At 71.0% G+C, this 26,540-nt stretch carries 26 protein-coding genes, 3 tRNA genes and 2 pseudogenes; 14 read left to right on the top strand and 17 right to left on the bottom strand.

The features are described 5' to 3' along the window. Positions 1-14 precede the first annotated feature (14 nt). On the bottom strand, positions 15-986 hold the full coding sequence (locus tag EUA06_RS04880; RefSeq protein WP_129473901.1) for a PstS family phosphate ABC transporter substrate-binding protein: 972 nt from the start codon (positions 984-986) through the stop codon (positions 15-17). A 189-nt stretch (positions 987-1,175) separates the two neighbouring features. Beyond that, on the bottom strand, positions 1,176-2,063 hold the full coding sequence (locus EUA06_RS04875) for an NUDIX hydrolase (protein ID WP_129473900.1): 888 nt from the start codon (positions 2,061-2,063) through the stop codon (positions 1,176-1,178). Positions 2,064-2,108: 45 nt separating this feature from the next. On the opposite strand from EUA06_RS04875, the gene EUA06_RS04870 reads away from it, so the two are divergent. Next, the gene (locus EUA06_RS04870) at positions 2,109-3,155 is read left to right on the top strand and encodes a hypothetical protein (protein ID WP_129473899.1); all 1,047 of its coding nucleotides are present in this window, start codon (positions 2,109-2,111) and stop codon (positions 3,153-3,155) included. 21 nt (positions 3,156-3,176) lie between these two features. Here the strand turns inward: EUA06_RS04870 and EUA06_RS22310 are convergent, their stop codons facing one another. Then, a complete protein-coding gene (locus tag EUA06_RS22310; RefSeq protein WP_165354259.1) occupies positions 3,177-3,347 on the bottom strand; it encodes a hypothetical protein in 171 nt (56 codons plus the stop codon). Between the two features lie 212 nt (positions 3,348-3,559). Further along, on the bottom strand, positions 3,560-3,763 hold the full coding sequence (locus tag EUA06_RS04865; RefSeq protein ID WP_045548871.1) for a cold-shock protein: 204 nt from the start codon (positions 3,761-3,763) through the stop codon (positions 3,560-3,562). Between the two features lie 283 nt (positions 3,764-4,046). On the opposite strand from EUA06_RS04865, the gene EUA06_RS04860 reads away from it, so the two are divergent. Then, a complete protein-coding gene (locus EUA06_RS04860; RefSeq protein WP_129473898.1) occupies positions 4,047-5,534 on the top strand; it encodes a M81 family metallopeptidase in 1,488 nt (495 codons plus the stop codon). Here EUA06_RS04860 and EUA06_RS04855 read toward each other — a convergent pair. Beyond that, positions 5,531-6,256, bottom strand: a complete 726-nt coding sequence (locus EUA06_RS04855; RefSeq protein WP_129473897.1) for a copper homeostasis protein CutC — start codon at positions 6,254-6,256, stop codon at positions 5,531-5,533. The two genes, EUA06_RS04860 and EUA06_RS04855, sit on opposite strands and share 4 nt — an antisense overlap. After that, positions 6,253-7,032 (bottom strand): dimethylargininase, encoded by a 780-nt coding sequence (ddaH, locus tag EUA06_RS04850; RefSeq protein ID WP_129473896.1) that lies wholly within the window; start codon positions 7,030-7,032, stop codon positions 6,253-6,255. The genes EUA06_RS04855 and ddaH overlap by 4 nt, the downstream gene beginning before the upstream one ends. Before the next feature lie 41 nt (positions 7,033-7,073). Here ddaH and EUA06_RS23175 point away from each other — a divergent pair, with 41 nt between their 5' ends. Then, complete coding sequence (locus EUA06_RS23175; protein WP_165354258.1) at positions 7,074-8,000, top strand: phosphatase PAP2 family protein; 927 nt, start codon at positions 7,074-7,076, stop codon at positions 7,998-8,000. On the opposite strand, the gene EUA06_RS04840 is transcribed toward EUA06_RS23175, so the two are convergent. Both EUA06_RS04840 and EUA06_RS04835 read right to left on the bottom strand, forming a co-directional pair. Further along, a complete protein-coding gene (locus tag EUA06_RS04840; protein WP_129473894.1) occupies positions 7,963-9,492 on the bottom strand; it encodes an alanine/glycine:cation symporter family protein in 1,530 nt (509 codons plus the stop codon). The two genes, EUA06_RS23175 and EUA06_RS04840, sit on opposite strands and share 38 nt — an antisense overlap. Next, positions 9,492-9,908, bottom strand: a complete 417-nt coding sequence (locus EUA06_RS04835; protein ID WP_129473893.1) for a PRC-barrel domain-containing protein — start codon at positions 9,906-9,908, stop codon at positions 9,492-9,494. Before EUA06_RS04835 ends, EUA06_RS04840 begins: the two co-directional genes overlap by 1 nt. Positions 9,909-10,045: 137 nt before the next feature. On the opposite strand from EUA06_RS04835, the gene EUA06_RS04830 reads away from it, so the two are divergent. The 4 genes from EUA06_RS04830 to EUA06_RS04815 all read left to right on the top strand — a co-directional run bounded on the left by EUA06_RS04830 (position 10,046) and on the right by EUA06_RS04815 (position 13,259). Continuing rightward, a complete protein-coding gene (locus EUA06_RS04830) occupies positions 10,046-10,786 on the top strand; it encodes a response regulator transcription factor (protein WP_242497979.1) in 741 nt (246 codons plus the stop codon). Beyond that, a complete protein-coding gene (locus tag EUA06_RS04825) occupies positions 10,783-12,165 on the top strand; it encodes a HAMP domain-containing sensor histidine kinase (RefSeq protein ID WP_165354257.1) in 1,383 nt (460 codons plus the stop codon). Before EUA06_RS04830 ends, EUA06_RS04825 begins: the two co-directional genes overlap by 4 nt. After that, positions 12,162-12,836, top strand: coding sequence for a GerMN domain-containing protein (locus EUA06_RS04820; RefSeq protein WP_129473891.1), 675 nt, complete (start codon positions 12,162-12,164; stop codon positions 12,834-12,836). The genes EUA06_RS04825 and EUA06_RS04820 overlap by 4 nt, the downstream gene beginning before the upstream one ends. A 150-nt stretch (positions 12,837-12,986) precedes the next feature. Further along, on the top strand, positions 12,987-13,259 hold the full coding sequence (locus tag EUA06_RS04815; protein WP_165354256.1) for a hypothetical protein: 273 nt from the start codon (positions 12,987-12,989) through the stop codon (positions 13,257-13,259). 31 nt (positions 13,260-13,290) lie between these two features. Here EUA06_RS04815 and EUA06_RS04810 read toward each other — a convergent pair whose 3' ends face one another. Continuing rightward, a complete protein-coding gene (locus EUA06_RS04810) occupies positions 13,291-14,394 on the bottom strand; it encodes a potassium channel family protein (RefSeq protein WP_129473889.1) in 1,104 nt (367 codons plus the stop codon). Positions 14,395-14,546: 152 nt separating this feature from the next. Between EUA06_RS04810 and EUA06_RS04805 the strand changes: the two genes are divergently transcribed. Continuing rightward, positions 14,547-14,619 (top strand) — tRNA-Lys (locus EUA06_RS04805). Positions 14,620-14,733: 114 nt separating this feature from the next. Further along, a complete protein-coding gene (locus EUA06_RS04800; protein WP_129473888.1) occupies positions 14,734-15,966 on the top strand; it encodes an IS481 family transposase in 1,233 nt (410 codons plus the stop codon). A gap of 79 nt (positions 15,967-16,045) precedes the next feature. Here EUA06_RS04800 and EUA06_RS04795 read toward each other — a convergent pair whose 3' ends face one another. Together EUA06_RS04795 and EUA06_RS04790 are read right to left on the bottom strand one after the other, a co-directional pair. Further along, positions 16,046-16,624 (bottom strand): copper resistance CopC family protein, encoded by a 579-nt coding sequence (locus EUA06_RS04795; protein WP_129473887.1) that lies wholly within the window; start codon positions 16,622-16,624, stop codon positions 16,046-16,048. Between the two features lie 6 nt (positions 16,625-16,630). After that, positions 16,631-17,149, bottom strand: a pseudogene (locus EUA06_RS04790) (sugar phosphate isomerase/epimerase family protein); the annotation flags it as partial. A gap of 161 nt (positions 17,150-17,310) precedes the next feature. On the opposite strand from EUA06_RS04790, the gene EUA06_RS04785 reads away from it, so the two are divergent. Continuing rightward, positions 17,311-19,440 (top strand): MMPL family transporter, encoded by a 2,130-nt coding sequence (locus tag EUA06_RS04785; RefSeq protein WP_129473886.1) that lies wholly within the window; start codon positions 17,311-17,313, stop codon positions 19,438-19,440. On the opposite strand, the gene EUA06_RS04780 is transcribed toward EUA06_RS04785, so the two are convergent. Next, complete coding sequence (locus EUA06_RS04780) at positions 19,410-20,762, bottom strand: DUF4832 domain-containing protein (protein WP_129473885.1); 1,353 nt, start codon at positions 20,760-20,762, stop codon at positions 19,410-19,412. The genes EUA06_RS04785 and EUA06_RS04780 overlap by 31 nt on opposite strands. Positions 20,763-20,830: 68 nt before the next feature. Continuing rightward, positions 20,831-22,300, bottom strand: coding sequence for an NAD(P)/FAD-dependent oxidoreductase (locus EUA06_RS04775; protein WP_129473884.1), 1,470 nt, complete (start codon positions 22,298-22,300; stop codon positions 20,831-20,833). A 230-nt stretch (positions 22,301-22,530) separates the two neighbouring features. On the opposite strand from EUA06_RS04775, the gene EUA06_RS04770 reads away from it, so the two are divergent. Genes EUA06_RS04770 through EUA06_RS04760 form a run of 3 tightly spaced genes read left to right on the top strand, consistent with a single transcriptional unit; the run spans position 22,531 to position 24,190 of the window. Then, positions 22,531-23,460: an ATP-binding protein gene (locus EUA06_RS04770; protein WP_129473883.1), complete on the top strand. Its 930-nt coding sequence runs from the start codon at positions 22,531-22,533 to the stop codon at positions 23,458-23,460. Beyond that, complete coding sequence (locus EUA06_RS04765; RefSeq protein ID WP_129473882.1) at positions 23,457-23,858, top strand: fluoride efflux transporter FluC; 402 nt, start codon at positions 23,457-23,459, stop codon at positions 23,856-23,858. Before EUA06_RS04770 ends, EUA06_RS04765 begins: the two co-directional genes overlap by 4 nt. Continuing rightward, complete coding sequence (locus EUA06_RS04760; RefSeq protein WP_129473881.1) at positions 23,855-24,190, top strand: fluoride efflux transporter FluC; 336 nt, start codon at positions 23,855-23,857, stop codon at positions 24,188-24,190. Before EUA06_RS04765 ends, EUA06_RS04760 begins: the two co-directional genes overlap by 4 nt. A gap of 41 nt (positions 24,191-24,231) precedes the next feature. Here the strand turns inward: EUA06_RS04760 and EUA06_RS04755 are convergent, their stop codons facing one another. The 3 genes from EUA06_RS04755 to EUA06_RS22305 all read right to left on the bottom strand — a co-directional run bounded on the left by EUA06_RS04755 (position 24,232) and on the right by EUA06_RS22305 (position 24,943). Then, a complete protein-coding gene (locus tag EUA06_RS04755; protein ID WP_129473880.1) occupies positions 24,232-24,585 on the bottom strand; it encodes a metallopeptidase family protein in 354 nt (117 codons plus the stop codon). Between the two features lie 90 nt (positions 24,586-24,675). Then, a tRNA-Asp gene (locus EUA06_RS04750) sits at positions 24,676-24,752 on the bottom strand. Positions 24,753-24,845: 93 nt separating this feature from the next. Then, positions 24,846-24,943, bottom strand: a tRNA-Glu gene (locus tag EUA06_RS22305). Positions 24,944-25,084: 141 nt separating this feature from the next. On the opposite strand from EUA06_RS22305, the gene EUA06_RS04745 reads away from it, so the two are divergent. Further along, complete coding sequence (locus EUA06_RS04745) at positions 25,085-25,585, top strand: helix-turn-helix domain-containing protein (protein ID WP_207208215.1); 501 nt, start codon at positions 25,085-25,087, stop codon at positions 25,583-25,585. A gap of 164 nt (positions 25,586-25,749) precedes the next feature. Here EUA06_RS04745 and EUA06_RS23290 read toward each other — a convergent pair. Continuing rightward, positions 25,750-26,528 (bottom strand): annotated as a pseudogene (locus tag EUA06_RS23290) (aldehyde dehydrogenase family protein). Between the last annotated feature and the right edge of the window lie 12 nt (positions 26,529-26,540).

Genomic DNA, 26,540 nt, shown 5'->3' with positions numbered 1-26,540 from the left:
GGTGTCAGGTCTGTTCAGGACCCGATGGACTCGAGAGTGGACTGCGTCTCGGAGTACAGCTCGTCGCTCAGCGGGATGTACTGACCGATCTCGGCGATGTCGGAGAGGTTCTCGATGTAGAAGTCGACGTAGGCCGCGACGGCCGCGTTGTCGGCGTAGGACGAGTTGCTCACGTAGATGAAGAGCGGACGGGCGAGGGGCGTGTACTCGCCGGCCTGGGCGGTCTCGGCGGAGGGAGCGACACAGCCGTTGCCGTCGTCGATCTGCAGGGCCTTCAGCGTGTCCTGGTTCTCCTCGTAGTAGGTGTAGCCGAAGAAGCCGACCGCACCCTCGGTGCCGGAGACACCCTGGACGAGCACGTTGTCGTCCTCGGAGGACTCGACGTCGTCACGCAGCACCTCGGACTCGTCACCGACGACGTCGGCGGCCATGTAGTCGTAGGTGCCGGAGTCGGTGCCCGGGAAGAAGAAGGAGATCTCCTGGTCGGGGAAGCTCGGGTCGATCTCGTTCCAGTTGGTCGCGGTGGCCTTCGGGCCGACGAGGTCGATCAGCTGGTCGGTGGTGAGGCAGTCGACGTCGAGGTCGGCGTTGACCGCGACGGTGAGGGCGTCGGTGGCGACCTGGAGCTCGGTGTACTCGACACCGTTCTCCTCGCACACGGCCATCTCGTCCTCCTCGATCGGACGGGAGGCGTCGGAGATGTCGGTGTCGCCGGTGCAGAAGACCTCGAACCCACCACCGGTGCCGGCCTCGCCGACGGTGACCTGGATGTCGGGGTTCTCCTCGTTGAGGAGCTCCTGGGCAGCGACGCTCATCGGGTAGACGGTCGACGATCCGTCGACGGCGACGGAGCCGCTGACGGCGCCGCTCTCGCTGTCACCGGAGCCGGTGTCGCTGCCGGCGTCGCCTCCGCCACAGGCGGCCAGGGTGAGGGCGAGGACGATCGCGCCGGACGCAGCGGCCCAGCGGTTGGAAGTGCGGTTCACTTCGGTGCTCCTGAAAGTCTGATGTGTGCTGACAGCCAGAAGGTAGGGACGTCAGGAGAACGACCACGCCGCCGTCGGTGAACGCAGCGTGAACTCGACCGGACCGGATGGCGTCGCCCTCGCGGGCGTGAGACGGCGATCACATGAACTCGGCCACGCACCCTTGACCCCACCTGTCCCGCGGGTCTATCAGGGCTGGCGGACCTCGGTGGCGACGACCCTGCCCCTGCGGTGGTGGACCACCAGGATCGCGCCCGGCTCGAGCTCGACGTCCCCGATCCCGAGCGCGTCGACGACGGTCGGCAGCACCGGGCGGTGGCTGCACAGCACGACCCCCTCGGAGCCGTGGAGCAGTGCGTCGACGATCTCGACGACTCCCTCGGCGCTCGCGTGCTCCTCGCTGAGCTCGTCGTAGATCTTGGTCGGCCACCCGGTCGTGTCGACGTAGGGCCTCACGGTCTGCAGGCACCGCACGCTCGACGAGGTGTGCGCCGAGGTCACGTCGAAGGCGGCGAGCAGCGGCACCAGCCGCTCGGCCTGCGCCTCGCCGAGCTGGACCAGGGGGCGCAGCCGGTCGTCCTTGCGCCAGCCCCCGCGCGAGCGGGCCTTGGCGTGCCGCAGCACCACGAGTGCGTGCGTACGCCGTCTCAGCGGGCGCGCCTCGGCGAGGGTCTCGCGGTCGTGGGGATAGGTCAGCCGGGTCATCGCGGCCTCCCACGGCGCCCACTCCACGACGTCGATCTCGGCGTTGGGGCGGTAGCCGCTGACGTCGTCGCTGCCGACGACCTTTGCGGTCCAGTAGTCGACGTGCTTCCAGCGGCCGTTGGACATCCGGTAGCGCTGCGCGGCGAGCGCCGGCCCCAGGCGGACGTCGAGCCCGGTCTCCTCGGCGACCTCCCGCACGGCTGCGGTGACCTCGTGCTCGCCCGGATCGAGCTTGCCCTTGGGGAAGGACCAGTCGTCGTACTTCGGGCGGTGCACGAGCAGCACCTCCCACTCCTTGCGACTCCCCCCGGTGGCCTTGCGCGTCACCACGGCACCGGCAGCACGCACGTCGCGGGGCTCACCCAGGGGCATGACCCGTAGTCTCACACCCACCCACCGTCCCTGAGGAGACCGTCCGTGTCGCGTCGTGCCGTCGTCACCGTCGCGGCCGTGCTCGCGGTCGTCGCCGCCGCGCTGGTGGCCTGGCGGGTGCTGACGCCGACGACGCCCCTGGCGGACGCGCTGACCTATGCCCCCGACGCCACGAGCCGCGCGACGTGGACCGACTGGGAGGGCGTACGCCGCGAGCTCGACGCGGACGTCGACGCCGGCTCGTCGGCCGAGGAGGTGGACGCGTTCGTCTCGGACGCCTTCGCCGCGGACCTGTCCGCGATGTCGGCCCTCGGCACGTCGGCCGGGACCATGCAGACCGAGCTCGGTTTCTCCCCCGCGACGCTGCTGTGGGAGCTGCTCGCACAGTCGCCCGCCGGGGCGGTCGAGGTGCTCGGCGTCGGCGCGGACACGTCGTTCGACGGCCTCGCCGAGCGGCTCACGGACGCCGGGTGGACCGAGCCGGAGGACGAGGACGGCGTCTGGATCGGCGGGCCGGACGTGGTGGCGAGGGTCGGCTCGCTCACCCCCGAGCTCCAGCACTTCGTCCTGCTGGCCGACCGCGGGGTCGTCCTGGCCTCCGACCAGGCGCCCTACCTCGAGCAGGTCCGCGAGGTGGTCGACGGCGACGCCGACGCGGCGGCCGGGCTCGGCGACCTCGCCTCGACGCTCGGAGAGCCGCTCGCCGCGGCGGTCTACGACGGCACGTATGCGTGCGAACGGCTCGCGATGGCCCAGGCCGACGAGGACGCCCAGGCCGAGGCGGACCAGCTGGTGGCCGCCGCCGGCGGCGTGCACCCGCTCACCGGGTTCGCGATGGGCGCGCTGGCCGGAGGCGAGCTGCGGGCCGTGCTGCAGGTCGAGGACGCCGACGACGCCCCGGGGGACGCGGACGCGCGGGCGCAGCTCGCGGCGGGGCCGGCACCGGGCCAGGGCGGAGACTTCACCGACCGGTTCTCGGTCGAGGCGGCCGGGTCGGACGGGCGCGAGATCACCCTCGACCTGCAGCCGGAGGAGGGGGCGTACGTACTCTCGGACCTGACGAGCGGTCCGGTGCTGTTCGCGACCTGCTGAGCGCGGGCTGGGGCCGGTGGATCAGGGGCGGCGCGGGTCGGGCGGGCGCGGGACGACGCCGAGCAGCTTGTCGATCTCGTCCTGGGAGAGGTGCTCCTCGGACTCGCTCGCAGCGATGATCAGCGTGGTCGTCAGCTCGACCTCGTTGAGCAGGTCGCCGTCCTCGAGGGTCACGTCGAACTGGTCGTGCACGTCACCCTCCTTCATCTGCCGGTCATCCGACTGTAAGCGTCTGGACCAATTGTGACGGACCGCACCGCCCGACGACATGGCCCGAAAGGGCCAGAGTTGCCCTTCCACGTGTTGCTCGGAGCAGTCTCTTCCACAAGCAGGTTCGGCCCCACCCCCCGAGGGGGATGGGGCCGATCCTCGATCAGATCTGGAACAGGTCCAGTCTCAGCCGATCAGAGCGGGCGGACGTTCTCCGCCTGCGGGCCCTTCGGGCCCTGGGTGACGTCGAACTCGACCTTCTGGTTCTCGTCCAGCGACTTGTAGCCGTTGGTCTGGATGGCCGAGTAGTGCACGAAGACGTCGTCGCCGCCGTCCTCCTGCGCAATGAAGCCGAAACCCTTCTCGGCGTTGAACCACTTCACGGTGCCTTGAGCCATGTGCTCGGTACTCCTGTTATCGGAACGAGAAGCCGCCACTTCGACGACTCCGCACCAAGTGCGGTGACACGTCGCTCCGACTCACAAGCTGGAAGGCCCGAAGAGGGAAACGCCGTTGGATCACAAACTCCGCTGGCGTCAACCTGCTGGAACTTGCACCTGTTGCACCACGAACCTTACCAACAAATCGAGCGACGTCACGGTCCGCACTCCACCTGTTCATGAACAGCGGGCCAACGGGTGCGCCGAGGGCCACGTCGGCGTCCCCTGACACCATCGTCGGGTGCCCCTCCCCCGCGTCGCCGTCTGCGGCATCAGCCTCGAGGCCTCCACCTTCTCCCCCGCCCTCACGACCGCAGCGATGCTGGCTCCGCGCCGCGGCCGCGAGGTGCTGGACGCGTGGGAGTTCTGGAGCGAGGGCGGCTCGCTCGCCGAACGCGCCGAGTGGATCGGCGTGCTCCAGGCGCGCAGCATCGCCGGGGGCGCCATCCCGGCCGACGACTACGCCCTCCTCAGGGCCGAGATCCTCGCCGGGCTCGTCGCGCTGGTGGCCCAGGCGCCGCTCGACGGCCTCGTCCTCGACCTCCACGGCGCGGCCAGCGTCGTCGGGATGGACGACATGGAGGGCGACCTCGCCGTCGCCGTACGGGCCGTGGTCGGGGCCGACTGCCTGATCAGCACCGGGATGGACCTCCACGGCAACGTCTCGCGGACGCTGGCCGAGACCGTCGACCTGCTGACGACCTACCGCACCGCGCCGCACGTCGACTGGCAGGAGACCAAGGAGCGCGCGGCGCGCAACCTCGTCGACCGGCTCGCCCTGCCGCTCGGGCAGCGGCGGCCGGCGAAGGCGTGGGTGCCCGTGCCGATCCTGCTCCCCGGCGAGATGACCAGCACCCGGCAGGAGCCCGCGACCGGCCTCTACGCCCGCGTGCCCGAGATCGAGGCGCTCGACGGGATCCTCGACGCGGGGATCTGGATCGGCTATCCGTGGGCCGACGAGCCGCGCAACTGCGCCGTCGTGATGGTGGTCGGCGACGACGCCGACCTGGCCCTCTCGTCGGCGACCGCACTGGCGGGCGAGCTGTGGGAGCGCCGCGAGGAGTTCGGCTTCGTGGCGCCGACCGGGACCTTCGACGAGGTGCTCGCCGCGGCGATCGCCTCGCCGGTCGCGCCCTACTTCGTCTCCGACTCGGGCGACAACCCCACCGCCGGAGGGGCCGGCGACGTGACCTGGACGCTCACGCAGCTGCTTGCGAACGAGGAGCTGGCGGCGAGCGGCAAGCGCGCGATCTACGCCTCGATCCCCGATGCGATGGGCGCTCTCGCCGCCGCCGAGGCCGGCGTCGGGGCGGACGTTCGCTTCACGCTCGGCGCCCGGGTCGACGACCGACCCGCGCCGCCCGTCGAGGTCTCGGGCCGGGTGGTCATGGTGGTGCCGAGCGAGGACAACCTCGAGATCGTCGTGCGCACGCCGGCGGTGGACGTCGTGCTGACCCGGCGGCGCCGGCCCTACCACCTGGAGTCCGACTTCACCCGGCTCGGCCTCGACCCCCGCCGGGCCGACGTCGTGGTCGTGAAGATCGGCTACCTCGAGCCCGAGCTCTTCGACATGGCCACCGACTGGATGCTCGCCCTCACGCCCGGCGGGGTCGACCAGGACCTGGCGCGGCTCGGCCACGAGCGCATCCAGCGGCCGATGTTCCCGCTGGACGACGTGTCCGCGGTCGACCCGCTGGCGGACGCGGTGCTGTTCCGCGGGGACCGCTAACGACCGAGCGCCGCCATCACCTGGCCGAGGACCTCGGCGCTGGTGACGCTGCGGCGGCCGTCGTCGTAGCCGGCCGACCTCCCGGCGGGCACGACGGTGCCGGGCGCGCGCAGGTGCACCTCGCGAGCGCCGGTCTCCTCAACGATCCGGGCCACGTTGGCCGGGCGGACACCGCCACCGACAGCGATCCGCAGGTCGTCGCCACCACGCTCGACGAGGCTCCTGAGCACCGGCAGGTGGTCCAGCGCCGGCCCGGGACCGCCAGAGGTGAGGACGCGGCTGATGCCGAGGTCGCCCAGGAGCGCCAGCGACGACGGCTTGTCCGGGACGGAGTCGAAGGCCTTGTGGAAGGTGACCGGGGCGTCCCCGGCCGCGTCGACGAGACGTCGTACGGCGTCGGGGTCGACGTCGCCCGCCTGGGTCAGCGTGCCGATCACGAAGCCGACCTCCACCGCAGCCGGCACGGCGGCGAGGACTGCCTCGATGTCGGCGGCCATCACGCCCACCTCGGCGGGAGAGTGCACGAAGTCGCCCGCGCGGGCGCGCAGCAGCACGCGGTGCTCGAGGTCGGGCGCGTGCTCGATGCAGTGGAGGACGAATCCGAGCGTCGGCGTCGTACCGCCGTCGGCGAGCCCGGCGCACACCTCGATCGCCTCCGCACCGGCGGCCGCGGCGATCGCCGCTCCCCCGACGTCCTCGAGGCAGACCTCGACCAGCGTCATCCGGGCACTCCGCGCAGCCGGACGGACAGGCAGGTCACGCAGCCCTCCATCTTCTCGAACTCGGAGATGTCGACTGTCACGACGTCGAGCCCGCGGTCCCGGAAGAGAGCGGCCGACGCGGGCGCGGACGAGGCCATCAGGACCGTGGAGCCGCCGAGCAGCACGACGTGGGCACCCGACTCCTCCGGCACGGCGAGGAAGTGCCCGGCCCACACGTCGGGGTCGTCGACGAGCGGGAGGTGCCCGACGACGGTGCCGTCGGGCAGCGCCGTGACCGCGGACTTGAGGTGCAGCACCTTCTCGATTGGTACGCCGACCACCTCGGCACCCGACGGTGCGAGGAGCTCGCGCAGCTGGTCGACGCCGGCCTGATTGGTCCGGCCCCCGAGGCCGACCCAGACCGTGCCGCCGTGCTTGAGCACGTCGCCGCCGTCCAGCGTCCCGGGGGCTTCGATGTGGGCGACGCGGTAGCCATGGGCGCGCACCGCGGCCTCGGCCGCCTCCGTCTCCCCGCGGCGCTCGTCGGCGCCGGGGCGGGCGATCACCGCAAGGTCGCCGAGGACGACCATCGTGTCCTCGACGAAGACAGCGTCGGGCAGCTCGTCGGCGGGGGCGACCTCGGTCGTGGTCCAGCCGGCCGCGTGCAGCGCGTCGACGTACGCCTCCCACTGGCACCGCGCGAGCTCGATGTCGACCTCGCTGCGCTCGATGTGGGTGACGAGTCCGTCGCCCAGCCGCGACGACGGGCGACGGACGAGGGCGTGGCGGGAGTCCATGCGCCGAAAGGTACAAGAGCGCTCGTGCCACGATGGTCGGCATGCAGCGCGAGGGGGAGGCATCGCACCCGGTGCGCGCGACGTGGCACCGGTGGCGGAGCACAGCAGCGTGCGTCGGCATCGGGGTGCTGAGCGTGGTGGCCCTCGTCTGGCTGGGCGACCGCAGCCAGCAGACCCGGCTCGGCCAGTCCCTGGACCAGGCCGGCATGGACGTGGTGGTCGGCGACCAGGCGGCGACGCGGGGCCTGGTGGGCGTGCTGGGCAACGTGTCCCTCGGCTCGATCGCCGTGGCCGTGCTGGTGCTGGTGGGCACCGCCGTGGTGCGTGAGAGGTACGCCGCAGCCGCGGCCGCCACCGTGCTGGTGATGGGTGCCAACGTGACGACCCAGGCGATGAAGGCGCTGACGGAACGGGCCGACCACGGCTACCTCACGGTCGAGAGCTTCCCCAGCGGCCACGCGACGGTCGTGGTGTCGCTGGTCTTCGCCGCGCTGGTGGTCGCTCCGGAGGCGGTGCGCACCACGATGTCGCTCATCGGTTCGGGTGCGATCACCGTCATCGCGGCCGCGACCCTGGTCGCCAGCTGGCACCGACCCTCGGACGTCATCGGCGCCCTGCTGGTCTCGCTCGCCTGGGGAACGGCCGTGCTTGCGACCTGGAGCCTGCTGCGCGGTGGGATGCCGGGTGTCGCGTCCGCGCGCCCGCACCGCATCTTCGCGACCACCGGCGTCGTGCTGGCGGTCGCCGGCCTCGTCGCGGGCGGCGTACGTCCCGGTCGTGGCTGGATCGACTTCCTGGACGCCGGTGTCGTCCTCGCCGGGATCGGGCTGGCGGCGGCCCTGGCCGTCACCACCTTCGCCCAGCTGGCCGGCCCCATGGCGACCGGCGCCGACACCGCGGGACCGACGCCCGGGGCCTGGCTGGGGCGCGTCAGGTCGTGGCGCGCTCCTCGACCGGGACCTCCGTGATGGTGCCGTTGCGGCGCCCCTCGCGGAACGACCGCAGCTCGTCGCGCACCTTGGGCAGCAGGAGGTAGCAGGCCAGGAGGTTGACGATCGCGCAGACGAAGAGCATCGAGTCGGCGAACGTGAGCACCGAGGTGAAGGTGATGACGCTGCCGATCACGGTGAACGTGCAGAACACGAGCTTGAAGATCGCCTCGCTCCGCTTCGAGCGGCCGAAGATCTCGGTCCAGGCCTTCATCGTGTAGTAGGACCACGTGATCAGCGTCGAGAAGGCGAAGAGCGCCACCGCGATCGCGAGGATCACCGGGAACTGGGGAAGGAACGTCTCGAACGCCCGCGAGGTCACCACCACGCCGTCGGGGGTGGGTCCGCCGCCGGCCACGACCTCGCGCTGCTCCGCGTAGTAGGGAGCGTCGGCGATCACGATCGTCAGCGCCGTCAGGGTGCAGATGATGACGGTGTCGATGAACGGCTCGAGCAGGGCGACGAAGCCCTCGCTCACGGGGTGCTTGGTCTTGACCGCGGCATGGGCGATCGGGGCCGACCCCACGCCGGCCTCGTTGGAGAAGGCCGCTCGCTGGAACCCGATGATCAGCACGCCGACCGCGCCGCCGGCGACACCCTCGGGGTCGAACGCACCCGAGACGATCTCGGCGATCGCGGCGGGCACGTTGCCGATGTTGCCGAAGATGACCAGCAGGCAGGTGACGAGGTAGAGGATTCCCATCGCCGGGACGAGCCGCGAGGTCACCTGGGCGATCGAGGTGATCCCGCCGATGATCACGGCGCCGACGAGGAACGCCAGCACGAGGCCGAAGATGAGGGCCGAACCGGACGAGCCGAGCAGGCCGTCGTCGCCGCCCGTGACCTCGCGCGCCTGGGCGAAGGTCTGGTTGGCCTGGAACATGTTGCCGCCGACGGCCCCGAAGAGGAACAGCGCCACGGCGAAGACGAGCGTCAGCGTGCGTGAGGCGCCGCTGCCGAAGCGTTCGAACGCCACTGGGAGGTAGCGGAAGGGTCCGCCGGTGACCGACCCGTCCTCGTGGACCTCGCGGTACTTCACACCGAGGGTGCACTCGACGAACTTGGTGCACATGCCCAGCAGCCCGGCGATGATCATCCAGAACGTCGCGCCGGGGCCACCGAGGGTGACTGCGGCGCCGACACCGGCGATGTTGCCCAGCCCGACCGTCCCGGACACCGCCGACGACAGCGCCTGGAAGTGGGTGACCTCGCCGGGGTCGCTCACTCGCGAGAACTTGCCGCGCACGAGGTCGAGGCTGGTGCGCCACGACACGAACTGGATGCCCTTGAAGTAGACCGTGAAGACCGCTGCCGCGACGACCAGCCACAGCACGATCAGTGGGAAGGTGACGCCGCCGATGGTGGGTGCGTAGAAGATCACGGAGGCCACCGCGGAGGCGATCGGGTCGAAGGCGGAGTTGATCGCCTCCTCGACGTCCGCGAGCCACTCCCACTGGCTGTCGGTCGCCATCAGCGTGCCCAACGCCGGTCGAGGAAGTACGGATCCGGGTAGCCGTCCTCCCAGAAGGGCGTGTAGCCGAAGTAGCTGTAGACGGGCCGGTAGTCGACGGGACCGGGCGGTTCCGGGTCGTAGTCGAAGCCCGACTCGACGTGCAGGTCGCTCCGTTCGAGCCGTACGGCGCCGTGCACACGCGACACGGCGTCCACGGGGACCAGCCGGTGGTGCTGCGCCAGCCCGAGGACCCCGCCGGAGGCGACGACGAGGAGCCGCGCGCGTCGCTGCTCGGGATCCACGAGGATCTCCTCGACCTCACCCACCCGGTGGTCGCGCACGTCCATCACGGGCATCCCCCGCACGTCGTCCTGGTCCTCGGCGAGCGTCAGCTCGCCGGTGCCGAGCGGCACGAGCTCGTGGGTCGTGGTCATCGGTCCTCCTGGCGACGTGGGTCGAGTGCACGAGGTTTGCAGGGGCAGATGACGGCGGGCCGATCACGCCCATTGCAGTTCCGTGACAATGCCTGGTCGACCCGCGCACGCACCCGGTCGTCGGCCACGATGGTTCGATGGATCCCATGACCACGCGCGTGCTGGTGCTCGAGGACGACGTCGCCCTGCGCACCTCGCTGCGCCTGGTCCTCGAGGACGACGGATACGAGGTCGCGGAGGCGGGCGACGCCGAGGCGGCCCTCGAGCTGGTGGGCGGGACGGACGTCGACGTGATGCTGGTCGACCTGATGCTCGGCGGCGTGGACGGGTTCACCTTCATCCGCCGCGCGCGCCCACTCACCGAGGCGCCCATCGTGGTCATCAGCGCCCGCGACGGCGTGGAGGACATCGTCTCGGCACTCGAGGCTGGGGCCGACGACTACGTCACCAAGCCCTTCGACGTCGCCGAGGTGCAGGCCCGCCTCCGCGCCCTGCTCCGTCGGCCGGCCCTGGCGCAGGCCGCGTCAGCGCCCGGGGAGCCGCAGGACGGCGCGGCCGCAGCCGAGGTGTGCGTGCTCGATGCGGAGGAGGGACCCCTGGTCTTCGACCGCGCGGCGGCCCACCTGCGACGCGGCGAGCGCGAGATCCACCTCACGATGACGGAGTACAAGCTGCTCATGGTCCTCTCGGAGAACGCGGGTCGTGTCCTCAGCCGCGCGGCGCTGCTCGACCACGTGTGGGACCGCGGCTTCTTCGGGGACGAGCGGATCGTGGACGTGCACGTGCGGCGGCTGCGCAAGAAGCTCGAGATCGACCCGGCCGAGCCCCGCACCCTCGTCACGGTCCGGGGGCTGGGCTACCGGCTCGACACCCGGTGATCGGTCGGCCGGCCCGTCCGGGCCTGCGCTCGTCGGTGACGGCAGCCTTCGCCCTGGGCGCGCTGCTGCTGTCGGTGCTGCTGTCCGTGGGGACGTACGTCTCCGCGCGACAGCTGCTGCTCGAGCAGCGGGAACGGACGGCTCTCCGGCAGGCCTACGCCGACGCGGCGCTCGTCCGGGACGGGCTGGCCACCTCCGGCACGAGCGTGAGCGAGGCCCTCGGCGCGGTGGCGCCGCCGGCGGGCGCATCGATGTACGTCCACCGGCGCGGCCAGTGGTACTCCTCGAGCCTCGACCAGCCCGGGGAGGCGCTCACCGCGGTCGTGCGCCCGACCGTGGACGGCGGGTCGGCCGGCCTGGGCTGGACGGGGCGAACCGATCCCCACGCGGTGGTGGTGGGCATCCCGCTGCCCTCCGTCGACGCGCAGTACTTCGAGGTCTCGGTCGCCGACGAGCTCGACGCGACCCTTCGCACCCTCGCCCTGGCGCTGGCGGTCTGCGCCGTGCTCACGACGCTCGCCGGCGCCGCCCTCGGACGCGCCGCGAGCGGGCGGGTGCTCTCCCCGCTGCGGGAGGTGACGGGGGCCGCCACGGACATCGCGGCCGGCGACCTGGGCCGTCGGCTCGCGGACACCGACGACCCGGACCTGTCGACGCTGGTGGCCTCCTTCAACCAGATGGTCGACGCGTTGCACGAGCGCATCGAGCGCGACGCCAGGTTCGCCGCGGACGTGAGCCACGAGCTGCGCACACCGCTGACCACGTTGACGACCAGCCTGGCGCTGCTGCAACGGGCGCGTGACCTCGGCCCACCGTCCCAGCGCGCCGTCGAGCTGATGGCCGACGAGCTGACCCGGTTCCGGCGTGCGCTGGAGGACCTGCTCGCGCTGGGTCGGCTCGAGTCCGGCATCGACGAGGCCGATCTCGTCGTCACCGAGGTCGACGAGCTGCTTCGCCACGCGCTTGCGACGAGCAGCAGCCCCGACCTGCTCCGCGACACCCCCGGCACCGGTCCGGGGACGAGCGTGCGCGTCGACCGACCACAGATGGTGCGTGCCCTGGTCAACCTCGTGCGCAACGCCGAGCTGCACGGAGGCGGGCTGGCCGACGTGCGCGCCGTCGCGGAGGGAGACCATGTCGACATCGTGGTCCGCGACAGGGGTCCGGGGGTGCCGCCGACCGAGCGCGAGCGCATCTTCGAGCGGTTCGCCCGTGCCGGCGGCACCAAGACCGGGACGGGCAGTGGTCTGGGGCTGAGCATCGTGGCCGAGACGGTGCACCGGCACGGCGGCAAGGTCTGGTGCGCCAGCGCGGACGGCGGCGGAGCGGAGTTCGTCGTACGCCTGCCGCTGTCGGACACCGGGGAGGTGCCCCCGTGAGCCCCGAACGTCCCCGCCCACGGATCGCGCTCGCGTCGGCAGTGGCGATGGCGCTGTCGGTGCTGGGTGGGTGCGGCCTGCCGGACGAGGAACGCACGCAGGTCGTGGAGGACGCGTCGGTCCCCTACGACCTGCTGGGCGAGGGGGAGGCCACGCCGAGTGCGCCGAGCGAGGATCCAGCGGTGCCGCGCGAGGTGCCGGTGGTGTTCTGGCTCGGCCCGGACGAGCGACTGGCTCCCTCGGCGGTCGACGTGTCGTGCGAGGGGTCGCCGGCGGACGTCGCACGAGAGGTGCTCGACGCGCTCGCCGGTGCGCCCAGCACCACCCAGAGGGACAGCGGCCTGGCGTCGGCCATCCCGTCGACGGCGAGGCTCGGGCTGGTGCGGGTCGAGGAAGGGGTGGCCGAGGTCGACCTCGACCCCGTGGCCATCGGTGACGCCGAGCGGCTGCCGCTTGCCGTCGGACAGGTCGTCCTGTCGGTGACGTCGGCGCCGGGTGTGGAAGCCGTCGAGCTGGTCACCTCGGGGCGGGCGGTCGACGTCCCGCTGCCCGGTGGCGCACTGGCGACCGGCGCCGTCACCGCGGACGACTACGCGGTCCTGCTGCCCCCGAGGCTCCGGTCCGCGGTCGCCGACTCGGGTGACATCGGCTGCCCCGATCCCCCCTCATGACGAACGTGTGACAGCTCGGCGACGGCCCGCCGACGGTCCGCTGCCACGTCTGCCACCTTCCTTGCCCCCTCACTGCCGGGCTGTCTTGATGGAGGTCACGCAGGGCATCACCGAGGTGCCGCACCGAGCGACAGGACAGACATGATCTCCATGACTCCCCGAGCACGACGCGTCGTCCGACAGGTGACGTCGCACCCGCGAGTGGGTCGTCACTCCGGCCTCCGCATCGCATCGCGCGGGGCGGACACCCGGGGTCTCGGTGTCGGCACCGTCGCAGGTCCGGAGCCCGGTGACCGCGTCATCGAGGACGACGAGACCCGTGTCTACCTCGACCGCGAGGCCGAGCCGCGGGTCGTCGGTCACCTCCTCGACGCCGTCACCGAGGAGAGCGGGCGGGTCCGGTTCGTCGTGAAGCCCCGCTGACTCGCCCGCACGCCCGCCGCAGCCGTGCCGGTCAGCCGTTGTCGACCTTCAGCGGCGCGAGCGTGCCCAGCGACTGGGCCACGACGACAGCGTCGTCGCCGGGCTCGAGGCGGAAGTCCGGGCCGGGGTTGACGAACGACGCGGCGTCACGGCCGACGGCGAGGAGCGTGGCGTTGTGGTCGCTGCGCAGCCGCGACGAGAGGTCGTCGACGGACAGGCCGATGTAGTGCTCGGGGAGGGTGACGCGGTAGAGCTCGGACCCATCGCCGCCGGACACGATGTCGGTGACGATGCCCGCGATGCCCGGGTAGAGCGACGACCGGGCGAGGAGCCGGGATGCGATGCGCGAGGTCACGACGATCTCGTCCGCACGCGCCCGCTTGAAGTGCTCGACGTGTGCCGGGTTGTTCGCCTCCACGACTGTGCGCACCTGCGGGGCGATCGTCTCGATCGCCATCACGGTGAGGATCGAGCGCATGTCCGCGTCGTTGCTGGCGTCTGCGGGGCAGATGATCGCCGCCATCGCCTCCTCGATGCCGGCCCGCCGGAGGTCGTCGGCGTTGGTGCAGTCGCCGCTGACGAAGTAGGCGAGGGCACCGGCCGGGTTCTTGTCCGAGTCGTGCACGACGACGACCTTGGGGGTGTACTCGTCGGTGGAGAGCTCGGTGATCAGCTCACGTGCGGTGGAGTTCCACCCACACACCACGATGTGGTCGCGGTAGCCCGATGCACCCATGCCCTGACCTTCTTTCAGCAGGAAGTCGATGACGAAGCCCACGAGCGCGCCCGTGATCGTCGCGACGATCGCGACACCGAAGAGCACGAGCAGCCAGCTCACGAGGTAGCCCGCCGGGGAGGTGACGTAGGAAGCGTCGCCCGCACCCATCACCGTCGTGACGCCCCAGTAGAAGGTCGCGCCGAACGACTCGGTGACGGACCCGACCGAGTCGCGATCGCCCTCGATGGCCGTGACGAGGACCGACGCGACGCCCACCACCGCGAACAGCCCCATCATCAGGCGGAGGAAGAAGCCGCGCTCCATGCCGGAGGTGAGCCGCTGGACGTGGAAGCCGATGCGGCGGAGCACGGGCGAGGAGAACATCCCGCTCAAGCGGTGTGCCAGCCGTCCCCTCATGGCATCCCTCGACCCCGTCGGCAGCGGCGCCTCCGCTGACGCTCGGATGCTGCCAGCAGTCCGGCGCCGCTGACTAGGTCACGCACAGGTGGTCCAGACCCGACCCCGACGACCTTCTGAGATGATCGACGCCGGCACGGAGACCGTGCCGAGGGCCTCTAGCTCAATGGGTAGAGCAGCGGACTTTTAATCCGTTGGTTCAGGGTTCGAGCCCCTGGAGGCCTACTGCACCGAGTGTATTGCTTCGCCTGATGGGTGACGTTCGGCCTTCGGTTGAGGCGTTACACATCTTCGGGTGATGGGTGACAGCTACTCCGGTTGATTGGTGACACTCCCTTGATGAGGGAGTTGAGCGTGGCAGAGCAGCGATATCGGGCCGTGCTGGCGGTGGTCAGTGACGGCGAGACGGTCTCGAGCGTGGCGGCCAGGTTCGGCGTGCACCGCAAGACGGTGCACGGCTGGCTGGCCAGGTACGAGGCTGAGGGCCTCGAGGGGCTGACGGACAGGTCGCACCGGCCGCGGTCGTGTCCGCACCAAACTGGTGCCGACGTCGAGGCGGTCATCGCCACGATGCGGTCCTCGCACCCGGGCTGGGGTCCACGCCGACTGGTGCACGAGCTGGCCAGGGCCGGTGTGGACCCGCTGCCGTCGGAGTCCGCGGTCTACCGGGCGCTGGTCCGGTTGAACCTGATCGACCCCTCGGGACGCCGGCGCCGTGACCGGAAGTGGAAACGGTGGGAACGCGGGCTGCCGATGGAGCTGTGGCAGATGGACGTCGTGGGCGGGTTCGTCCTGGCCGACGGACGCCGGGCCAAGGCGCTGACCGGCCTCGACGACCACTCCCGGTTCTGCGTCAGCGCGCACCTGATGCTGCGGGAAAGCTCCCCGAACGTGTGCGACGGCCTCGCTGCAGCCCTGCGTGCCCATGGGGTGCCCGGACAGATCCTGACCGACAACGGGAAGGTGTTCACCGGCCGGTTCAACCAGCCGCCGGTGGAGGTGTTGTTCGACCGGATCTGCCGCGAGAACGGCATCGAGCACCTCCACACCCAGCCCCGATCGCCCACCACGACGGGCAAGGTGGAGAGGTTCCACCGCGCGTTGCGCACCGAGTTCCGTACCGACCGCATCTTCACCGACCTCGCCACAGCGCAGGCCGAGCTCGACCAGTGGGTCCACGACTACAACCACGACCGCCCCCACCAAGCACTCGACATGGCCACCCCGGCTTCCCGGTTCCTCAGACCCGACACGGCACCCGTGACCCCGATCAGACCCACCACCCGGGTCGGTCGACCTGCCGAGGACCGCCACGACGGCACCTGGGTCACACGCCGTGCCAGCGCAGTCGGCGTGGTCTGCGTCAGCTGGCAACAGGTCTGCCTCGGCGTCGCCGCCGCAGGAAGGCCCATCGACGTGTGGGTCACCGACAACGTCCTGCAGTTCTACGACGGCGACCAGCTCCTACGCACCCACAAACGCGAGAGCACCGGGGAGGTGAGAGTCAAGCGATCCACAGCACCACAACGTCGATCTACAGTGACACCGAGTGTCACCGATCAACCGAACTAGATCTGTCACCCATCACCCGAAGGTCTTCAGGCCTACTGCACCGAGCTCCGGCCGTACGCCCTCGTCGACATGGCTCGGCTCACCCGGACCGGGTCGCCCGGCGTCGACCCAGCACCAGCGCCACAGCAACGCTGAGCAGGAGCACCACTGCGGGGATCGCGATCCCGGGACCGTCGTCCTCCGGCTCGGCGGCGGAGCGGGCCGGGGCGGGGGCCTGGTCGGCACCGGGGGCGAGGACCGAGAGCTCGCCGACCTCGAAGCGCACGTCACCGCGCACGTCGTGGCCGTCCTCGGACACGACGAAGTACGACATCGTGTAGTCGCCCGCAGGCCCGGACCAGAGGGTCTGTGTCACCTCGGGGCCGTTCGCCGTGGCCGTCCCGTTGGCCACGCTGCCGTCGGGACCGACGACCGCGATCTCCTTCACCTCCTTGACCGGCGCCGAGAACGTGAGGAAGGCGCGCGACGGCATCACCTCCACCAGGCCGTCAGCGGCCGGCTGTGACGAGACGAGCTGGCCGTGCGCACCCGCGGGCTGCGCCGGTGTCCAGCCGAGGAGGGCCGCTGCGAGCGTGGCGGCCAGCAGGAGGACGGCGCGGCGCTGCCCGAATGGAGCGACGGGCAGCCCGGCGTTGCGCCCGGGGTGGCTACTGGTCATGCGAGCTCAGGAAGTGGTCGAGAAGGCGGCGTCGAAGGCGGCGTCGGGTGCGTCGAACGCGAGGCGGCGGACGAACTCCAACGCCTCCGGGGCACCGACGAGGCGGTCCATCCCGGCGTCCTCCCACTCCACCGAGATCGGGCCGTCGTAACCGATCGTGTTGAGCATCCGGAACGACGCCTCCCACGGCACGTCACCGTGCCCGGTCGACACGAAGTCCCACCCACGACGCGGATCAGCCCACGGCAGGTGCGAACCCATCCGCCCGTTGCGGCCGTTGCCGACCTGCTTCTTCGCGTCCTTGCAGTCCACGTGGTAGATCCGGTCCTTGAAGTCCCACAAGAAACCCACCGGGTCCAGGTCCTGCCACACGAAGTGGCTCGGGTCCCAGTTCAACCCGAACGCCTCACGGTGGCCGATCGCCTCCATCGCCGCAACGGTGGTCCAGTAGTCGTAGGCGATCTCCGAGGGGTGCACCTCGTGGGCGAACTTCACACCCTCGCTGTCGAACACGTCGAGGATCGGGTTCCACCCTCCTCGCCGACGTACGGCTCCACGTGCTGGGCCACTGCGGGCACGTGCCCAGCCTCGAGCACCCCGAGGAGTTCCGCCGTGTCGTGTCGGCGTTCCTCCGCCACGGGCCCCGGTCCGGCGTCACCGCTCGCGACAGCTGAGGAGAGCGCGGCGTGCTCGAACGGCTGGGCCGGTGGGTGCACCGCCGGCGCGTCGCGGTCCTGTCCGTCTGGGCCGCCCTGGTCGTCGCCGGGGCGGTGCTCGGGGGCGCGGTCTTCGATCGCGCCGAGGACGTCGGCCTGCGGGCGGGTGCGGAGTCGACGACGGTCGACCAGCGGCTCGAGGCCCTCGACGCCGAGGGCCCGCAGGTGGTCGTGGTGCTCTCCGGTGCCGACCCCGTCGACGCGGTTGTCAGCGAGGCGACCAGCCAGGTGGTCTACGCGGTGCGCGAGCTCCCGGGCGTGGTCGACCTGCGCGATCCCTGGACGACCAGCTCCTACGACCTCGTCGCCGAGGACCGCAGCAGCGCCGTCGTGCAGGTGGAGCTCGACCCCGCGCTCACCGACGACCGGGCGCTCGACCTTGCGGACCGGATCACCGACGCCCTGCGCACGACGCCGTTCCCGGACGTCGCTGCAGGCGGCGACCTGCTGGCCGAACGCACCTTCACGGACCAGGCGGTGCAGGACGCCGCCCGCGGCGAGGGTGTCGCGCTGGTGGTCCTGACCCTCCTCCTCGTGCTGGCGCTGGGTGGCGTCGTCGCGGGGATCCTGCCCGTCGTGGCCGCGCTGGCGGCCGTCGCCGTGTCGCTCCTGGCCCTCCTCGGCGTGGCCGACCTGTGGTCGGTGAGCGACTTCGCCGTCAACGTCGTGACCGTGCTGGCGCTCGGTCTGGGCGTCGACTACTGCCTGCTCGTGCTCGCCCGGTTCCGCGAGGAGCGTGCCGCGCTCGGCGACCGGCCGGACTCGGCAGCCGTGCTCGGCCGCACGCTCGCGACTGCCGGGCACACCGTGCTCGTCTCCGGCGCCACGGTCGGCTGCTCGATCGCAGCGCTGCTGCTCCTCGGCGACCCGCTGCTGTCCGGCATGGCGGTGGGCGGCGTCGTCGCGGTGGTCGTGGTGACCGCGATCGGCCTGACGCTGGCACCGGCGCTCCTCGCCGTGTGCTCGCGGTGGATCCCACCGGCCGGTCGAGGCGCGCTCGGACGCCCCGCGCGCCCGCCCGAGCGGTCGGTGCTCGCTCGGCTGGCCCGCGTGGCCCAGGCCCGGCCCTGGCCCGTCCTCGTCGTCTCCGCCGGGCTGCTCCTCGCGCTGTCGGTCCCGCTGCTCGGTCTCCAGGTCGGCGCGTCCGACGCACGGTCGCTGCCACCGGGCAGTGCGGCGCGCGAGGTCGTCGAGGTGGTGGAGCGCGACTACCCCGACGTCCGGACCGCACCGGTCGAGGTGCTCGTGGACGCGCCGTCGGGGGACGAGCGGATGACCCGCCTGTCGGAGCAGGTGACCGCCCTCGCCGACGTGAAGGACGTCGTCCTGCGCGACGGTCTCCCCGACGGCTGGAGCCACCTCTCCCTCACCCCGCGCGGCACCACCAGCGGACCAGCGGCGCAGCGCGTCGTCGAGGACGTACGCGCCCTCGGTGACGACGTCGACCTCCAGGTCGGCGGCCCTGCGGCCGAGCTGGTGGACGCCCGCTCGGCACTCGCGGACCGGCTGCCCTGGGCCATCGCGACGGTGGTCCTCGTCGCCGGGCTCCTCCTGCTGCGCCTCACCGGCTCCCCCGTCATCGCGCTCAAGACGCTCCTGCTGAACCTGCTCTCGCTGACCGCGACCCTCGGCGTCGTGACGCTCGTGTTCCAGCACGGTTGGGGTGGGCCGCTGCTCGGCGGCACGGCGACCGGCACCCTGGACCTCACCTCGCCGCTGCTGCTGTTCATGTTCGCCTTCGGGCTCTCGATGGACTACCACCTCTTCCTCGTCGCGCGCATCAAGGAGGAGTGGGACGCCCGCGCGACACGGCCCGGCTCGCGCCAGGACAACGACGCCGCCGTCCTGGCCGGGATCACTGCCTCGGGTCCGGTGGTCACCCTCGCGGCACTGGCCATCTCGGTGGTGTTCATCGGCTTCGCGGCGGGCCAGCTGGTCGCCGTCAAGGAAGTGGGCGTCGGCATGACCGTGGCGATCCTGCTCGACGTCACGATCGTCCGGGGGCTGCTGCTCCCGGCGGCGATGACCTTGCTCGGCGAGCGCAACTGGTGGCGACCGCGTCTGGTCCTTCAGCGGACGGAGACCGAGCCCACGCGGTAGCTGCCCGACGAGGTCCGCCCGGCGTTGGCGAGGTACATCGGCGCGGAGTAGCCGGTCGGGTCGACGACGCTGACGGACACGTCGTACCTCCCCTTCCGCAGGCCCGGCACCGCGACGCGGGTCCGGCGGCGCGAGGAGTCGATGACACCGCGCAGCTGATCGCCCAGCGACACCGTGGTCGCCGTCCCGTTGCGCGTGAAGGTGAGGCGGACGTCCCAGCGGTCGTACGTCGGCGCGCTCCCCTGGTTGACCCACGAGGTCCGCACGGCGATGCGGTCACCGGCATCGATCGAGCGCGGGAGGGTGAGCGAGCGGAGGCGGAGGCGGTAGCCCGCGGTCGCGAGCGCCGTGGCGTACGCCGAGCGCTGACGGGCGTCGAGGGACGCGTGGTCCCACGGCATGTTGCCGGACGACAGCGTCGAGACGTGGAAGCGACGGACCTGCTGTGCGCCGAGCACCGGGTCGGCCCGGGTGCACCACTCGGAGAAGAACGGCCGGGTGCGCCAGGCCTTCTGCAGCCGCTTGTCGACGGCGACCATCGAGTACATGTCCGGGCAGCCGAGGCTGTCGGTGCGGAGGCCGAGGTTCGGGTTGGCCCTGAGCGCGGCCAGGGTGAACTCGACCGGCGTCATCGTGTTGATGAGGACGTGCTTGGTCGGGAACGCGTTCGTCACGGCCTCGACGACCGCGAGCCCGTTGGCGTCGGAGATCCGCGCACCGTCGCCGACGTGCCACTCGCCGTAGCTCCCGTAGCCGCCGACGTCGACGTAGCCCAGCCGCGGGTCGTCGCCGTAGCGACGCCCGAGCTCGGCCATCAGCTCCTGCCACTGGGCGAGGAAGGCGGGCGAGTTCCAGTCCGGGACGTCGGTGCCGGGCTGGAGCGCGACGAACGGCGGCGTGACCGCGGGGAAGTCCGCGCGGAAGTTCATCCAGCATCCCGGGCAGTAGGCCATCACCCGGAAGCCGAACTTGCCGCCGCGGGCGCCGGCATCGGCGAGCCCGGCGTCGATCAGGGAGAAGTCCCAGGCGTTGTCGGCCTTCTCGATCCGTCCCCAGTAGACCTGGTCGCGGTAGTAGACGTCGTTGGACGTGACCGTCGAGGGCGTGGGCTCGGCCCCGAACCAGCGGTACTGCCCACGCAGCGGGTTCGGCAGGTCGGCACCGGCGCCGGCCGGGGCCAGCGCGAAGGTGCGCTCGGACACCGGTGGTCGCCCGGTCGACGGCGACGCGGCCAGCGTGAGCGCGACGACGAGCGCCGCCGTGCTCGCCACGAGGGCACGCCAGGGCATCCTCGTCAGCCGGTCTCCGTCACGCGTACGCACGAGGGAGAGTCTGCAACGAATCCCGCAGAATTACCGAAGGAACCGTCAAGTCGCCACCCGGAGGCGGCTCAGGCGTCGGTGGCCACCCCGCGCACACCGGAGTCGGTGAGCTCCGCCTCGCGCGCCGCGGCCGTCTCCAGCTCCTGGCGGCGGGTCTCCTCCATCATCGCCCGCGTCGCGTCGTAGATGCCCGGGTCCGACACCAGGTCGGCCGCACCGCGACGCAGCCGGGCCAGCGCCGCACGGGCGAAGATCTGCTGCTCGGTGGTGGTCCGCTCGGAGCGGTTGTTGCTGATGAAGGTGATCGCCCAGCGCATCAGCGCCGAGACCTGGTTCTTGAAGCCGGTGAGGTAGACGAGGTGCACCCCGAGCCACATCAGCCAGGCGACGATGCCGGTGAGCCGGAGCTTGCCGACCATCGCGACGGCACGGAAGCGGCTGATGATCGCCATCGAGCCCTTGTCGAAGTACTTGAACGGCGGCTGCGGCGCCTTGCCCTCGAGCCGGTTGCGGATCTCCTTGGCGGCGTACTTCGCGCCCTGGATGGCGACCTGCGCGACGCCGGGCAGGTTGTCGAGGGCGATCATGTCGCCGACGACGAAGACCTCGGGGTGGCCGGGGAGCGTGAGGTCGGGGTTGACGCCGATCCGGCCGGCGCGGTCGAGCGGGGCGCCGGACTGCTCGGACAGGGTCTTGCCGAGGGGGTTGGCCTGCACGCCGGCGGCCCAGATCTTGGCGACGGAGTCGATGCGCTCGGTGCGGCCGTCCTTGAACTTCACCTCGAGGCCGCGCTCGTCGACCTCGGTGACCATGCCGCCGAGCATCACCTCGACGCCGAGCTTCTCGAGCTCCTTCTGCGCCTTCTCGCCCAGCTTGGCGCCGAAGGGCGGCAGCACCTGCGGCGCGGCGTCGACGAGGACGACGCGCGCCTTCCTGGTGTTGATGGCACGGAAGTCCTTGCGCAGCGTGTTGTGCGCCAGCTCGGCGATCTGGCCGGCCATCTCCACGCCCGTCGGACCGGCGCCGACGACGACGAAGGTCAGCAGGTGGTCGACGTCGTCACCGCGGGTGGCACCGAGCTCGGCCATCTCGAAGGCGCCGAAGATGCGGCCGCGGAGCTCGAGGGCGTCGTCGATGCTCTTCATGCCGGGTGCGAACTCGGCGAAGTGGTCGTTGCCGAAGTAGGACTGGCTGGCACCGGCTGCCACGAGCAGGGAGTCGTACGACGTGACGGTGTCGCGGCCCAGCACCTGCGAGGTGACCGTCCGGGCAGCGAGGTCGATGCCAGTGACCTCGCCCAGGATCACCCGGGCGTTGTCCTGACCGCTGAGGACCTCGCGGGTCGGCGGGGCGATCTCACCCTCGGAGAGGATGCCCGTCGCGACCTGGTAGAGCAGCGGCTGGAAGAGGTGGTGCGTGGTCTTCGCGATGACGGTGACGTCGACGTCGGCGCGGCGCAGGGCCTTCGTCCCGAAGAGCCCGCCGAAGCCGGAACCGATCACGACCACCCGGTGCCGCGGGGCCTGCGTCGTGCTCATCGGAGCTCCTTTTTCTCGGTGCGAGGTCGAGGGTCATTTACCTGATGCTGACGCTGTATCACCATTGTCCTCCCGGGGCCGACGAGCAGGCGAAACGCCGGACGCGTCTCGTTGCTCACATCCACTACCCAGAGTCGCGAGAAACTAGTGTGGTTGTCGAGGTTTGAACTACCCCTGGCTGGGGTAACCATCGCCCCACTGGACTGCCCACCCCCTCGAAAAGAGTCCCAGTGCCGCTGAGCTCCGAGTTGACCCTCGCGTCGTCGCCGCGCGCTGCGGCCGACGCCCGGCGCTGGGTCAGCGACGTCTTCGTGCGGCTCGAGCGCGACGACCTCGTGGAATGTGCCGAGCTCGGCGTCTCCGAGCTCGTGGCCAACGCCGTGCTGCACGCCAACGCGCCGTTCAAGGTGCGGGTGCGCGGCACGATCAGCCACCCGCGCATCGAGGTGATCGACGGCTCCACCAGCCCGCCCGTCCCGCCGGTCCCGCTCGCCGGTGACGACATCGACCTGCTGCTGACCTTCGGTCGCGGTCTGTCGATGGTGGCGCAGTGCGCGACCGCATGGGGCGCCACGATCGAGGCCGACAGCAAGATCGTCTGGTTCGAGCCGGCTGCCCAGATGAGCGACGAGGGTGGCGCGGAGTGGGTGATCGACGTCCACGACCAGAACCCCCCGGAGCCCGTCAGCGAAGACGCCGTCGAGATGCGGCTGCTCGCCCTCGACGTCCCGCTCTACTCGTCGTTGGCCCGGCAGTACCACGAGCTGCGCCGCGAGCTGCGGCTCCTGTCCCTCTCCCACCAGTCCGACTACCCGCTCGCCGGTGACCTCACCTCGATGTTCGCCACCTTCGAGCGCCAGTTCCCCGACACCTTCAGCGAGCAGATGCGGGCCGCCGAGCGCCAGGCCATGCCCCGCGTCGACCTGGTCTTCCCGATGGTGCGCGAGGCCGGCCCGATCTTCGTGACGATGACCGAGATGTTCGACGTCGCCGACGCGTTCTGCCGTGCGGAGCGCCTGCTGTCGATGGCCCGCACCCCGTCCCAGCGGGCCCTCCAGAACTGGTTGCTCACCGAGCTCGTGCAGCAGCTCGGCGGCGCCAGTGCACAGCCGTGGAACCCGCAGGCGCACACCAAGCCGTCGACCAGCCAGGTCGGGTGAGCGCGCGCCGCCCCGGCGCCACCGACCTCCTCGTCGTGTCGGTCGGCGGCGCCGCCGGCGCCGTCCTCCGGTTCGCGATCGACACCGCGGCTCCCGACTCGCTCTTCCCCTGGCCGACGCTCGCGATCAACGTTGTCGGGGCGTTCGTCCTCGGCGTGCTGCCCGCACTCGCCGTCGTACGCCGCTCGCGCAGGGTCGCGCTCGCCCTCGGCCCGGGCGTGCTGGGCGGGTTCACCACGGTGTCGGCGTGGGCCGGACAGGTCCGCGAGCTCGCGGACGACGGCCATGCCGGCCTGGCGGGTCTCTGCCTCCTGCTCACGTTGGCCGCCGGACTCGCAGCGGCCGCGCTGGGCCAGCACCTCGCCCGCCGCGCCGAGCCGGAAGCGACGATGGGGTGAGCGCCCTCCTCGTCGCGCTCGGCGCTGCCGTGGGGGCACCCCTGCGCTTCGCCCTCAGTCGCGCGCTGGACGGGCGGTTCCCCATGGGCATGCTGCTGGTCAACGTGCTGGGCTCGGGCCTGTTCGGGGTGTTCGCGGCGATGTCGCTGGGCGACGCCGGCTGGGCGCTGCTCGGCACCGGGTTCTGCGGCGGCTTCACGTCGTTCTCGACCTTCGCGGTGCAGTCCGTGGAGCGTCCGGCGCGCCCCGCGACGACGTACGTCGTGGCGACGGTCATGCTGTCCGTCGGCGCCTGTGCTGGCGGCTGGAGCCTCGTCAGCGCCCTGGGCTAGGCCAGTGGACGGCAAAAGTTCGTCCAACCCTCATGCGGGCGTCAGCCCCACCCGAGGTCGTGCAGCCGCGCGTCGTCGAGACCGAAGTGGTGGGCGACCTCGTGCACGACGGTGATCCGCACCTCCTCCTCGAGGTCCTCGACGGTGTCCGCCATGTCGAGGAGCGGTCCGCGGAAGAGCAGGATCCGGTCGGGCAGCATCCCGGCGTGGTTGGCCGGCCGCTCCGTCAGCGCCAGTCCGTCGTAGAGGCCGAGCAGGTCGGGGTCGTCCTCGGGGGCCTCGGCCTCGACGAGCACGACCACGTTGTCGACGAGCTGCGCGAGCTCGTCGGGAAGGCCGTCGAGGGCGCGACCGACCATGGCGTCGAACGCGGCGGGATCGAGGTCGATCGGCATGGGAACACCCTAGGAGCCGCAGGAAATCAGGTCAGGCACCCGAAATGCCGAACAGGCTGAGCCTGGTGGCTCAGCCTGCGTCGCATGCGATGGCGACCCCGACGGGACTCGAACCCGCGGCCTCCGCCGTGACAGGGCGGCGCGCTAACCAACTGCGCTACGGGGCCAGATGTGGTGCTGGGTGTACTGGTGAAGCGGGTGGAACTCTAACCCAAGGACTTCCGGGACCACCAATCGGCGTCCGACCTCGATCCTGGTCGCACCCCCAACCGGATTCGAACCGGCGCTACCGCCGTGAAAGGGCGACCCAGGGATCGTCGGACAATGTTGGAGATCAATGAACCCGCAGGTCGGAGCCGCAACCGACAATCGGTCGTCGTTGGCGGATTCTGCTTGTTTCTGGACCTCGTGTTGCCCCAGTCTTGCCCAGAAGCCACGAACTGTGGACCGTTGCTATAGCATCCACTGCTATAAGCGCAGCATGACCAGTCGCAGTGACGTGCTGCGCGAGGTGATGCGCGAGACAAGCACCACGCAGTCCGACCTGTCCAGGTTCAGCGGCGTGCGGCAACCGAGCATCAGCGGATTCCTCTCCGGCAAGGTCGACCTCAGCGACGGCCAGCTCGACCGTCTCTTGTCGTGCATGGGCTACCGCCTCGAGGTCGTGCGACGCTCCATCGTTCCCACGCTGACTCGCTCCGAACGCCGCTCGTGGCTCCTGCACCGGCGGCTCTCAACGCTCCTGAACCATCAGAGCTTCGGGGAGTGGTGCCCGACGCTCGAGCGCAACCTGGATCGCCTCCGCGACCGGGTCACGGGTCAGCCACACGTTCGCAACCTCGACCGCTGGCGACACTTGGTCAACCGCGGAGACCTCCCAAGCCTGCACCGCGTCCTGACCGGGCTCGATCGCGACTCGATCGAGATGCGGGAAGTCTCCCCTGTGACCGGACTGCTCCCGGACGAACAGCGCCGCGAAGTCCTGAAGATGGCGGGATGACGCGACGCGCGGCCACCAAGCCGTACTCCGCCAGCTCGAGAACCGCCTCGTCGGCATCCGCCACGGCTGCCTCAAGACCGACACCATCATGACGAAGTCTGGCCGGCATCAACGGCCGCTGCGGCTTGACGCCCCGCACGCCGTGAGATGTCTGGGCATCTGCGTCACTCAGGCGACAGCGCGAACCAGCTTGCGGTTGAGGAACTCCTCGATGCCGTAGCGGCCAAGTTCGCGTCCGAACCCGGAGCGCTTGATGCCACCGAAGGGCAACTCTGCGCCCTCGGCCCCGACGCCATTGATGAAACCATGCCGGCCTCGACCTGATCAGCGACCCGCACAGCTTGTTCGGGGGGAGTCGTGAAGAGGTAGGAGCCAAGGCCGTAGGGCGTGTCATTGGCGATCGCGACTGCCTCCACCTCGTCGCGAGCCTTGAACACCATGGCAACCGGACCAAAAAGCTCAGCCCAATATGCCTCGTGCGCGGGCTGCACGCCGGTGGGCACGCCTGGCGCGAACCAGGCACCCCGGCGCTCGCCGGCGCTCGCGAGCGAGGCTCCTGCGGCCACGGCGCTGGAGACCTGCGCCTCAAGCCTCTGCGCAGCGGTCTCCGACGACAGCGGGGCGGCCGCGTTGCCAGCATCCGCTCGGTGTACCGGGTGAGGAAGTCGTCGTACAGGCTCTCGTGGACGATCACCCGCTTGCCGGCATTGCAGGCCTGTCCAGTGTTGTCTAGCCGCGCGGCAACCGCAGCCTCGACGGTGGCGTCGAGGTCGTCGGTCGAGAGGACGATGAAGGGGTCCGAGCCACCCAGCTCGAGGACGACCTTCTTCAGGTGACGGCCCGCTACCTCGGCGACCGCGGCGTATGCCCGCTCCGAGCCTGTCAGCGACACGCTGGATGCGCGCGTCGGCGATGACCCGCTCGACCTGCTCGTTGCTGGCATAGATGTTGACGT

Origin of the sequence: Nocardioides glacieisoli (assembly GCF_004137245.1) — a bacterium.
Lineage (GTDB): Bacteria > Actinomycetota > Actinomycetes > Propionibacteriales > Nocardioidaceae > Nocardioides > Nocardioides glacieisoli.
This window is presented reverse-complemented; position numbering and strand designations above follow the sequence as displayed.